This is a genomic window from Paenibacillus sp. FSL R5-0701 (assembly GCF_037973995.1).
Lineage (GTDB): Bacteria > Bacillota > Bacilli > Paenibacillales > Paenibacillaceae > Paenibacillus.
Genome location: NZ_CP150230.1, coordinates 5,121,605 through 5,133,313 on the forward strand (window position 1 = coordinate 5,121,605; position 11,709 = coordinate 5,133,313).

Consider the following 11,709-nt stretch of genomic DNA (forward strand, 5'->3'; position numbering starts at 1 on the left):
AATTCACCAGATTATCACATTATTGGTACGAATCTCTTCGCATCATAGTTGATTGGTTCGAATGGTAGGCTGGGCTCTGGAAACGCAGAGAGCAGCGGTGAAGTCTATGAGCTTCATCGTCCCGCCACTCTCCAGTGCCTACAAGTTCAGACTATTTTGCTGAATAAATAGACTTATTGACTGGATAAAAGACATAAACTTTTATTTTTATGCTGACATAGACTATATTGAGAATCGGAATTAAGGAGTCAGTTTTAGAATGGTCACAGTGGTATTTAGATTGTTATGCAACTGTGCAGGAGTTGCATTCGCATTTACCAGTTGGATCGTGGTCGGAACCGTTGTAACCGTAACAATAACTTCAGTAGATATAGGTCCACCTCCATTACCTGTGAATGGCACAGGTGTTATGGGCGTTCCATTTACCGTGAGGTTGAAATCCGCATTGCCCTGATTATGAATGCTAAAAGAGATCAAGTAACTTCCTGTTTCATTGATTGTTATCGTCGAGGATGGCGGTACAAAAGTAAATGCACCTCCAACGTTAGCCAAAACACCGGTTAAAGTTATTGGAGCGTTTCCTGGAACTGTGTCAGTACCTGTGCCAGGATCTGCTCGGAAAACACTTAGGAAATCGGATATTCCAGCCCCAACTGGACCGGCCGGACCTGTTGCTCCTGCTGGGCCTACTGGGCCTACTGGACCCACTGCTCCGACAGGGCCAACAGGACCTACTGCTCCGGCAGGGCCAACAGGACCTACTGCTCCGGCAGGGCCAGCAGGACCTACTGCTCCGGCAGGGCCGACTGGTCCTGGTATACCAGGAACTCCTTGCAGTCCGATCGGTCCCGGTATCCCTTGAGCTCCTGTCGCTCCCTTGGGACCTATCGGTCCTAGTGGGCCAGGAATCCCTGGAGAACCTTGCGGTGCATTAACAATAACTTTAGGTTTAACTTTTACCACTTTTACCTTAACACCACAATGAAAATGTTTTTTAAATTTACGTCTACAAATTCGTTTCCCATGTCTATTTAACAACCAACTCACCTCCGTGATATTTCTCCACATACTATGTGTATCCATCACGAGGGGCATAGACTATTAACTATAAATTAGAAAATTATAGTGCCTATAATGAGTAAATTGGTCTATGAATCCAGTCTATAACATGAATGCATAGACCAATTTTCAATATAAAATGCAGATAAAAAAGCCAGTTGAACACGAGATACTCTCGAGGTTTGACTGGCTTTTGCTATGCTTATCCCTTTCACACAGGTTCTTCTTATTTTACAATAGTGCTTTGTTTTTCTCATAGAACCGGGCATTGTGAGAAGAGACACCCGCCATATCGGAAGCAGCAGGTTCCAGATACGTCTTGGCACTGTTGACTGCGAGCACCGCATCGTTAAAAGCACCTGCAATCAGTCGAACTTTGCTTCCATAGGTAATGAAATCACCTGCTCCGAATATGCCTGGAATGTTGGTACGCATGCGCTGATCTACGGATACGCCGTAATCTTCCCGCGCCAGTCCCCATTGCACAAGATTGCCAAAATCACGATCATACCCGTGGCTTACGACGACCTCATCCACCTCAACATGTGTGATCTCACCGGTTTCTATATGGGCCAGCTCGACACGATCTATTTTGTCACCTGTACCGTATAAGCGTGAGATGTTAAATGGCGTCATGACGTTGGCTTGAGCTTTCATCTGAGCAACAGGCGACTCATGTCCGGTGAATTCATGACGTCTGTGTGCTACTGTAACTTCACTTGCTATCTTGCCCATTTCATTCGCCCAGTCGACTGCGGAATCGCCACCACCCGAGATCAGAACACGCTTCCCGGCAAATCGGGACAGGTCGGTTATCGTATAGTGCAGATTTGTCAGTTCATATCGGTTGGCACCTTCAATAGCCAGTTTTTGCACTTGAGTCATGCCTCTGCCCGCGCATAACAGGATAGTACGTGTATAATGACGCTCGCCTGTTTTGGAAATGAGTACAAATACACCATCCTCACATCGTTCAAGCTCGGCTATTTCCTGCCCAAACACAATCGTTGGATCGAACGTTCTCGCCTGTCTCTCCAGTGATTCAATCAGCTTCTCACATCGAATCGGATCTATCCCGCCCACATCCCAGATCAGCTTCTCCGGGTATGTACGCATGAATCCACCCAGTTCCTGCTTGGCTTCGATGATCTTGGTACGCATGGCTCTCATACCACTATAAAATGAGGCATACATGCCAGCAGGCCCACCACCAATGATCGTAATATCGTAGATATCCAATTGTGTCTCCGTTGTCATTTAAGGCACCAACTTTTCAACAACATAGTCCATCAATTTTACAGATCCAATCGGACCCACACCCGATACGAATTGGCTTGTCTTCAGCGGGAAGACATGATCATTCTTCACAGCCTCCAGATTCGACCACACTTGGCTTGCTTTCAGATCTTCCATAGATTTCTTCGTGTCATAACCTACAAGGGTTCTGTCTTCCAGGAAAATATAATCCGGATTCATCTCAGGCAAGAATTCCAGGGAGAACTGGCTAAACCAATCTGTAGAGTCTTTGATCGCTTCAGGACTATTCAGACCCAGGATATCATAGAAGAAAACACTGCTGCTTCCTCCTTTTGGACCCATGAAACGGTAACGATTGTGCTCCACCCGGAGAACCAATACGGTCTTGTCTCCCAGGGCTGCCGCAATCTTCTCTTTCGCTTGGGAGGCTTTCTCGTCGAATTCAGTCAGTACTTTGGCAGATTCTTCGGTCTTGTCAAATATGGCAGCCAGCTTCGGCATAGCACGTTTCATTTCACTGTTGGCATCCAGTGCCACCGTAGGAGCGATTTTGGACAATTCATCATATACGCCCTGTTCCATACCTTCGCCAGCTGTAAGGATCATATCCGGTGTCAACGCAAGCAACTGTTCATAGTTATATTGATATTGCTCGACTTCAATGATCTGGACCCCATGTTCTTTCAGATAATCAGGGCGGTATTCCGCTTCAACTTCTGGAGTTAACAAAACGATTTGAGGTGTAACACCCATTTCAATCAGATACTCGGCATAGATTGAATCAAACACCACCAGATTTTGAGGGTGAGTTGGAATCGTTACTTCTCCAAACTGATCCTTTACCACCTTAGTCCCACTTTCAGTCGCTGTTTCTTCTGCAGTACTCGCTGCTCCTTCAGTTGGAGCACCTGCTGTTCCAGCTGTTGCGTTCTCTTCCTTGGTTCCACCGGAACATGCCGCCAGCATTACACTAACCACCAACAGCATGATACCAAACCCTTTAAACCTTCGTGACATGATATACTTCGCCCCTTATGTATATTGATAATGATAATTATTATCAAATAATATCAAAGAAGGATTATTGCTTCCATAGCATATCGTGCGTATTTAGTTGGATTATTGTGCTCTCTCATGAAGTGTTTCCGTAAGGTAGCGAACGATCTGATTGAGAATCAGAGTGTGTCCCGTAATTCCGTGACCGTCTACCCACAGGTGAGTATCGACGTAAAATACCCGATTATTTTTTACAGCCTTCAGGTCATTCCATTGCGGACTCTCCCATAGTTTCCTCATATTTTCTTCAGCACTGAAGTGCTGCATAATCCGCTTTTCCACAAACAGATAATCGGGATTGGCTTGTGTGAGCAGGTCCAGCGAACAAGGGTTAAACCATGCTGTACCTGAATCCAGTGCTTGCGGCAGTGTTAATCCAAGCTGTTCATATAACAAGTGTGATACCCCGTGTGAATGCCCACCCAGATATCGATAACCAAACGCTTCCACCCTCAGCAGCATGACAGTGGACGCGGATTGGATGATGGGTTGCAACTTTCGCTTAGCTAAGCTGACTTCATGTTTCATCTGCTGATGCAGTCTATAAGCCTCTTCTTCTTTGAGAAACCAGGCTGCCAATTGATCGAGCATGGGTTCTACATCTTGATGAAGTCCGGTTAGAATCGGTGCAATTGTGCGCAGCTCCCTTTTGACCTCTTCCGTCAATACGTTTCCTATCAACATCTCCGGTTGAACTTGTCGAACAAGTTCTATCTCCACCTCATACTGTGTAACCTCCAGCATCTGCACTCCATGCGCTATAAATTGTTCATGGTGATGTGGGAACAGCAGGATTGGGGTGACCACTACGGCATGGGGGATGACACCCAGATGAATCATAATTTCTGCACAGATTGGAGAAAGTGATACGATCTTGCGCTGCGTCATCGTCTGCCTATATATCTTAGGTGATACGCCAGTCAACTGTTTGAAGCGTCGGCTAAAATAATGAGCATCTTCAAATCCAGTCTTTTTGGCAATATCCTGAGAGGTTGCAGCGGTTAATAACAGTTCTTCCTGCGCACGGTAGATCCGGTAGTGGGCCAGATAATCCAGAGGTGGCTTACCATATCGCTCACTAAATTTGCGGGAATAATGCCATGGACTAATACCGGCGATCTGAGCTAACTGTGTACGTGTAATGACCTGATCATAATGCTGCTGCATGTAGTCAATGGAGCGAAGTATACCGTGTTCTGGCTTCAACTCGTTATCCGGCTGTTTCCGATATAGATTACTCAACAACTCATATAACAAATGCTGATTGCCAATCCTTTCTGCACTCTGTTCCTGTGAATGCGCTTCACTCCAATGCTGAATGATACTTGCCAAACCTCCACCGGACAGTTGCACTTTCTGATACGCCTCTCCTGATGGTAAATGCCATTCGAACTTCTCAGCCTCCCGCCTATCATGCAGCACCGAATATGTATCGAACTGAACATGCCAGCCTGCCAGATCCAGGTTGCCACCTTCAATGACCTCCATTACGGAGTTCTCTTCAAGCGCAATTAATTCTCCATAGGAGACGTGAACTCGATGTCCATTTATATTCCAGATCGCTTCTCCATCAATGATAAATATCAAGGTGTGACTGAAAAACTGATGCAGCTCGCCTTTCGTTATCCATGCGTTGCTTAGTGCATCCGTTGACTTCCATTGAGCAATCCATTCCATGTTGTCAGACATAGGTTATCCTTTCAAAGGGATTAGTAATCCAGATTTATAGGTTTCACTATATCAAAATACATGATAACTCCATAACCAACAAGCTATGGCTTGAATAAAATGGTGGACAGCTACTGAGCATTTCATACTTGTATTATTCAGATACAAAAACAACAAAAGGCCCGTACCATCAGGCACAGGCTCTTTCTTACAACTTTAATACTACTTATTCAATTAGTACGTTTTACGTATTACTCAATGCTGGGTTTCGGTCACCCCTATCCCCGTTTCTGTCCTTTTCCTGCCATCCAATACGTTAGTCCACCCGAGACACCAAACGCAATAACCACACCAATGCATGTGTGTAACAGATTCAGGCTACCCTCTTCGATGAAGAGCGGGAGGCTGACCAAGCTCGGATTCCCCACCATAGCAAATGCCTTGACAGATAATAATCCAAAATACAGTCCACCCGCAGCTCCACCCAGCAATGCCGCGTAGAAAGAGGATCTTTTTCTCATGTTGACTGCATACAATGCAGGCTCTACCACTCCAAGGAGCGCTGTTCCCGTTGCCCAGAAAGCAAGTCTTCTGGATGCTGGCTCTTTCGAGCGGATTCCGTTTGCAAGCGCAGCCCCTGCTTGTCCTACAATCGCCACTAACATGGCAGCAATCACCATAGAACCACCATTCATAACCATTTCATTAATGATGATGGCAATCAGCCAGTAGTGTAATCCCATAATTAACATCAGTGAGAAGACAGCTCCCAGTAATATCACCGACAACACTGGAGCATTAGCTACTAGTGAATCCAATGCCTCCGGCAGATATTCATCAATCCAGGTGCCGACTGGACCAAGAATCATCAATACTAACGGAACAAGAACCAGTAACGTCAGGAAAGGAGCAACCATCCCTTTGGAGAATTTTGGACTCCATCGTTCAACGACTCTTTCCAGGTAGGCCCCTGCACAGATCGTGAGAATGACCCAGATGGGCGTAGAGTAAAAAGCTGGCTGGGACACAAGTGGCAAACCCAGGAAATGCACCTCTTTTTCCCCCGACATCAGCATGGTCATCTCCGGATAAAACATGAGTCCGCCAATAGATGCTGCAACATAGATATTGCTCTTCAACCGATACGCTGTGCTGATTGCTACCAATACAGGCAGTACATAAAATACACCGTCTCCAATGATCCTGAAGATCGTAAAGGTCTGGCTGTCCATCAACGCAGAAGAGTCCGTAGAACTGTACGTATCCATTAACGCAATAATGGCGACTATAATTTTAATAACAGCGGCTCCGAGAATCGCAGGCATCAAGGGCCTGAATACATCGGATACAAAATGTAAGATCGAGAATCTGTTCTTCTTCGTGTGTCCTTCTTCCTGCAACCCTGTCCCTGTAGATTCCCAAGTGTCCATACCCAGTAACGTATTGTAGATAAGTGAAGATTCATCTCTTATTACCAGATGGCACTGCTCACCTGTTACCCGAATATCTGCTACAACATCTGCGAAGGCAAGAGCCGACATGTTCAATTGTGTACTGTCCTTCAGTACCAGCGTCGTTGTGCCCTTATCGTGTTCTACGAACCTGATGTTCTCCTTGCCACCTGCGAGTTTCAACCAATCTTCAATCTGTGTGTTATGCATTATGTACAATCTCCTCATGTTACGGTAAACCCGTGTTTTGTGATGTGTTATGATCTAATATGCCTCTATCTATATACACATTTCCATGAAAAAACTTCAATAGGATAAAAAAACTAATTCCCCTTACATTGCATGTTCATTTATACAAGGTATATGGACCTATGACATTGTTTACGTAGCAAAAAAAGCCTACTCTTATGTAGGCTCTTATCCATCTTTAATTATGAGTCATACTCTTCATACTCACAACCGACTTCACAGTCATCAGATGGCGATGCACATAAATATACATCCTCATCCTATGACAGTGCCAACATCGCGTTCATATCTTCTTCTGCTGTTGTAATTAACTTCAGTCCAAACATATCCACGAGTACATCCAAGACACCTTCCGATATGAACTCAGGCGGTTTCGGTCCAATCCGAATGTCCTGAATGCCAAGGCTGAACAGGCCGAGCAGGATCGCAACTGCTTTTTGCTCAAACCAGGACAGCACAATGCTGACAGGTAACTCGTTCACAGTACAGCCAAAAGCATCCGCCAAAGCCATTGCAATTTTCACCGTAGAACCGGAATTGTTGCATTGACCCAGATCGATATAACGCGGTATCCCCGTGTCTCCAACCGTACCATAATCCACATCGTTGAAGCGGAACTTGCCACAAGATGTCGTCAGAATTACAGTATCATTCGGTAAAGATGTCGCGAGTTCACGATAGTAGTTGCCACCTTTGCCTGGCGCATCACAACCAGCAATAACGAAGAATCGACGGATATGCCCGTCTTTCACCGCTTGAATAATCTCGGGCGCAAGCCCAATCACGGTCTCATGATGATATCCTGTCGTTAAGACTTGCTCCGACTGTACATTAGCCGCAGGCAGAGATAATGCACGTTCAATCAGCGTTGAGAAGTCATCATCCATAATCTTGGCAACCCCCTCCAGACCCGCCACTTCGTATGAGAAGAAGCGGTCTGCATATGTGCCTTTGATCGGCATGACACAGTTGGTTGTTGCAAGAATAGCACCCGGGAATTGTTCGAAAAGTCTTCTTTGATCATACCAGGCTTTGCCGATATTGCCCTTGAGATGGGCGTATTTCTTCAGCGCCGGATAACCGTGCGCAGGCAACATTTCCGAGTGCGTATAGATGTTGATTCCTTTCCCTTCAGTTTGACGAAGCAACTCCTCCAATGCATACAGATTATGCCCTGTTACCACGATGCACTGTCCTTCGATCTGATTCTGGCTAACCGTAATCGGTTGCGGTACACCAAAGCGGTCCGTGTGCGCACGATCCAGCACGTCCATAATGCGGATTGCTGCATTGCCGACTTTCATCGCCATCTCCAGATGTTCCTGTACATTAAAATTCGAGTTCGTTAATGTCATATATAATGCCTCATGTGTAATCCGATCCACCTCAGGATCAGAATATCCCAACTGGCGTGCATGTGTTGCATAAGCAGCGATGCCTTTTAACGCAAAAATCATCGTATCCTGCAAACTTGCGATTGTTTCGTTTTTGCCGCATACCCCTACCACGGTACACCCGCCACTCGGCGTCTGTTCGCACTGATAACAAAACATATGGTTTCCCCTCCAAACTTAGATTAAACGTAGTTCGTTATGGAATAGCGTAACAGACCCTGATATGAGCAAGTGTGATGGTGCACACAGTTTCTGATCCAATATCTATATATGGTTCTCCAGACTTTCATCCAAACTGGAAATAATAACATTCGAAAAAAGGCATATCTCGGATCATTATGAAAAATACTGTGTACAGCTAAAAAACGTATAAATCCATAATCTTAAAAAAATACGAAAATGAAACGATTCTAGATTTTGCCCGTAAGGGTAATACACAGAGAAATCTAATATTCAAGGAGCTGGTCAATTGCAACATTACAGACACAGTGCGGAGGAAACCCTTCAGGATGTACAGAGTTCCTCCAAGGGACTTACGACCTCCGAAGCTGCCAAGAGAATTGAAACGGAAGGATATAACGAGTTAAAAGGTAAAGATGCAACACCAGTCTGGAAATTGTTTCTCGAAAATTTCAAAGATCCGATGGTCATCGTGCTGCTGATTGCAGCCGCGGTACAGGTTGTTCTTGGACACCTGATTGAATCGTTGATCATTTTCCTGGTTATTTTGCTCAACGCGGTGATCAGTGTAGTGCAGACCAAAAAAGCCGAAAGCTCGCTCGACGCGCTGAAACAAATGTCTGCACCTGAAGCCAAGGTCATTCGTGACGGGCAGAAAAAAACCATTCCAGCGAGGGAACTCGTTCCCGGTGATATTGTTATGCTGGATGCAGGTGATTATGTCCCGGCAGACGGCCGTATCCTGGAATCAGGTAGTCTTAAAATCAACGAAGGCATGTTGACCGGAGAATCCGAAGCTGCGGAGAAACACGCCGATACCATCCCGGATGAAGCTCCAATCGGAGATCGTCGCAATATGGCCTTTAGTGGCTCACTCGTCGTATATGGACGGGGCATGCTTGTCATTACAGGAACGGCTCTCAAAACAGAAATCGGCAAAATTGCTGAATTGATTGAAAATGCCGAAGCCAAGAACACGCCATTACAGCGCAAGTTGGAATCATTCAGCAAAAAACTGGGCTTTTTCATCCTGGGCTTGTCGATTCTCATCTTTGGCATTGAAGCCGGTCGTGTATGGTTGACCGAAGGTACGGAGAATATCGGGCCTTCCATCGTAAATGCATTGATGTTTGCCGTAGCTGTTGCGGTTGCTGCCATTCCTGAGGCGTTATCCTCCATTGTGACCATTGTATTGTCACTCGGAACAAATAAGATGGCCAAACAACATGCGATCATTCGCAGACTGCCTGCCGTGGAAGCTCTCGGTTCTGCCAGTATCATCTGTACCGATAAAACAGGTACACTAACGCAGAACAAGATGACCGTTGTGGATTATTACATTCCCCATGGTACCAAGGATGAATTCCCTGATGATCCCGATCAGTGGTCAGAAGAGGAACGACGTCTGTTACATATTGCAGTGCTCTGCAATGATTCGAATATTAATCAGGAAGGCAAGGAACTGGGTGATCCTACCGAAGTGGCCCTCATTGCCTTCAGCAACCGGGTGAACAAGGATTACAATGAAATCCGTGACCAGTTCCCGCGTGAAGCTGAGCTTCCTTTTGACTCGGATCGAAAACTCATGAGTACGGTGCATACCTTCGAGGGACAGACGGCTTTGCTGACTAAAGGTGGACCGGATGTGCTGTTCAGTCGCTGTAGTCATGTGTTTATCAACGGTGAGGTTCAGCCCCTCACACCTGAGATTCGCACACAATTTGAAGAAAAAAATGAGGCCTTCTCCAAACGAGCCTTCCGTGTGCTGGCCTACGCGTACAAAAAATTCGATGATAAAAACCAGGTCACCATTGATGACGAGCATGATCTGACACTTGTTGGTCTGACAGCGATGATTGACCCACCGCGTGAAGCGGTATATGGCTCTATTGAAGAGTCCAAAAAAGCGGGCATTCGCACCATCATGATCACCGGAGATCACAAAACGACGGCTCAGGCGATCGGTGTGGATATCGGCCTTGCCGAACCGGATGATCTCGCCATTACCGGAGCCGAACTGGACAAAATGTCTGACGAGGAGCTGGATAAACAACTCGAACACATCTCGGTCTACGCAAGGGTATCACCTGAGAATAAAATCCGGATTGTGCGTGCATGGCAGCGTAAAGGCAAAGTTGCAGCCATGACCGGAGATGGAGTTAATGACGCACCTGCGCTGAAACAGGCCGACATCGGTGTAGCGATGGGTAGCGGAACAGATGTCGCCAAGGATGCGGCTGCCATGATTCTGACGGATGATAACTTTGTCTCCATCGTGAATGCGGTCAGTGTTGGGCGGATGGTATTTGATAATATCAAAAAAGCCATCGCATACCTGTTTGCCGGTAACCTCGGCGCCATTATCGCCATTTTGTTTGCCCTGATCGTCGGCTGGGTTAATCCATTTACGGCCCTTCAGCTGCTGTTCATCAATCTGGTGAACGACTCTCTGCCTGCCATTGCTTTGGGTACAGAGAAACCCGAGCCAGATGTGATGCGGCGTAAACCACGTGACATTAACGAGGGTATCTTCGCAGGTGGAACCCTGCAGGCTGTGATTACACGTGGTGTCCTGATTGGTGCAGCTGTTATTGTGTCCCAATATATTGGACTTGGCATCTCGGAGGAAATCAGTGTGGCTATGGCCTTCACCACCCTGATTCTGGCACGCAGTCTGCAAACTTTTGCAGCACGTTCCAATACACAGACCATCTTCCAGGTGGGCTTCATGACCAATAAATTCGTGCTTGGCTCCATTCTGGTATGTCTCTGTCTCTATGCAATCACACTGATTCCAGGTGTTCGCGGTGTCTTCGCTATCCCGGATACATTCGGTTGGAATGAGTTCCTGATTGCAGGCGGACTTGCTCTTGCTGCCGTCATTCTGATGGATGTCATCAAGTGGATTCGCAATCGCGGTAAACAAGTTACTGCGGCATAAGATTTGTAGATATAACATGCACAAACAGGCGCCCGTTATCGGAGCGCCTGTTTATGTATCTAATTATCCCTGTTTAATGCCAAAAGCGATCCAGCGTCCATCAATATCCTCGATCACAAACTCCTTGTTATTATAGTCTGTATGATTGAGGACTCGTACGATTTTCACATCTGCGTTGATCAATTCCTGTTGAAGCTCTTCCTGGTTCTGGGTAATAAAATATGCATCATATCCATAGCCATATAATTCTCTGTTGGGTATAACTTTCTGTCCATTGCTTTGAGTTAAAATAATCTCGGTCAGATCACGATACAGGCAGACATGAGGTTCTGCGGCATCAAGATATTCGACGACTCGAAAGCTCATCTTTTCTTCATAAAACTGCGCGGTTCGATTCATATCAAGCGTCGGAAATACGCTGTGGGACATTAATAATGCATGAGTCATGGGTATA

Annotated in this window: 8 protein-coding genes; 1 reads left to right on the plus strand and 7 read right to left on the minus strand. The window is 46.1% G+C overall.

Annotation, left to right across the window (positions count from 1 at the left end):
• Positions 1–240 precede the first annotated feature (240 nt).
• The 6 genes from MKZ13_RS22650 to hcp form a co-directional block, all read right to left on the minus strand.
• Positions 241–963 carry a collagen-like protein gene (locus MKZ13_RS22650; protein ID WP_339178381.1) on the minus strand — a complete coding sequence of 241 codons (723 nt, stop codon included), beginning with the start codon at positions 961–963 and terminating at the stop codon, positions 241–243.
• A 327-nt stretch (positions 964–1,290) separates the two neighbouring features.
• Positions 1,291–2,316 (minus strand): NAD(P)/FAD-dependent oxidoreductase, encoded by a 1,026-nt coding sequence (locus MKZ13_RS22655; protein ID WP_221824430.1) that lies wholly within the window; start codon positions 2,314–2,316, stop codon positions 1,291–1,293.
• The gene (locus tag MKZ13_RS22660; protein WP_339178385.1) at positions 2,317–3,333 is read right to left on the minus strand and encodes an ABC transporter substrate-binding protein; all 1,017 of its coding nucleotides are present in this window, start codon (positions 3,331–3,333) and stop codon (positions 2,317–2,319) included. It abuts the gene before it with no gap.
• 102 nt (positions 3,334–3,435) lie between these two features.
• Positions 3,436–5,061, minus strand: coding sequence for a helix-turn-helix domain-containing protein (locus MKZ13_RS22665; RefSeq protein ID WP_221824434.1), 1,626 nt, complete (start codon positions 5,059–5,061; stop codon positions 3,436–3,438).
• 257 nt (positions 5,062–5,318) lie between these two features.
• Positions 5,319–6,701 carry a PTS transporter subunit EIIC gene (locus MKZ13_RS22670; protein WP_339178388.1) on the minus strand — a complete coding sequence of 461 codons (1,383 nt, stop codon included), beginning with the start codon at positions 6,699–6,701 and terminating at the stop codon, positions 5,319–5,321.
• Between the two features lie 299 nt (positions 6,702–7,000).
• A complete protein-coding gene (gene hcp / locus MKZ13_RS22675; protein ID WP_221824438.1) occupies positions 7,001–8,293 on the minus strand; it encodes a hydroxylamine reductase in 1,293 nt (430 codons plus the stop codon).
• 310 nt (positions 8,294–8,603) lie between these two features.
• On the opposite strand from hcp, the gene MKZ13_RS22680 reads away from it, so the two are divergent.
• Positions 8,604–11,255: a cation-translocating P-type ATPase gene (locus tag MKZ13_RS22680; RefSeq protein WP_221824440.1), complete on the plus strand. Its 2,652-nt coding sequence runs from the start codon at positions 8,604–8,606 to the stop codon at positions 11,253–11,255.
• A gap of 63 nt (positions 11,256–11,318) precedes the next feature.
• On the opposite strand, the gene MKZ13_RS22685 is transcribed toward MKZ13_RS22680, so the two are convergent.
• Positions 11,319–11,702, minus strand: a complete 384-nt coding sequence (locus MKZ13_RS22685) for a VOC family protein (RefSeq protein ID WP_221824442.1) — start codon at positions 11,700–11,702, stop codon at positions 11,319–11,321.
• Positions 11,703–11,709 lie beyond the last annotated feature (7 nt).

Excerpts from the sequence above, each read along its gene's own strand:
- hcp (WP_221824438.1), bottom strand. The coding sequence starts at position 8,293 with ATGTTTTGTTATCAGTGCGAACAGACGCCGAGTGGCGGGTGTACCGTG.
- MKZ13_RS22660 (WP_339178385.1), bottom strand. The coding sequence starts at position 3,333 with ATGTCACGAAGGTTTAAAGGGTTTGGTATCATGCTGTTGGTGGTTAGT.
- MKZ13_RS22665 (WP_221824434.1), bottom strand. The coding sequence starts at position 5,061 with ATGTCTGACAACATGGAATGGATTGCTCAATGGAAGTCAACGGATGCA.
- MKZ13_RS22670 (WP_339178388.1), bottom strand. The coding sequence starts at position 6,701 with ATGCATAACACACAGATTGAAGATTGGTTGAAACTCGCAGGTGGCAAG.
- MKZ13_RS22655 (WP_221824430.1), bottom strand. The coding sequence starts at position 2,316 with ATGACAACGGAGACACAATTGGATATCTACGATATTACGATCATTGGT.
- MKZ13_RS22685 (WP_221824442.1), bottom strand. The coding sequence starts at position 11,702 with ATGACTCATGCATTATTAATGTCCCACAGCGTATTTCCGACGCTTGAT.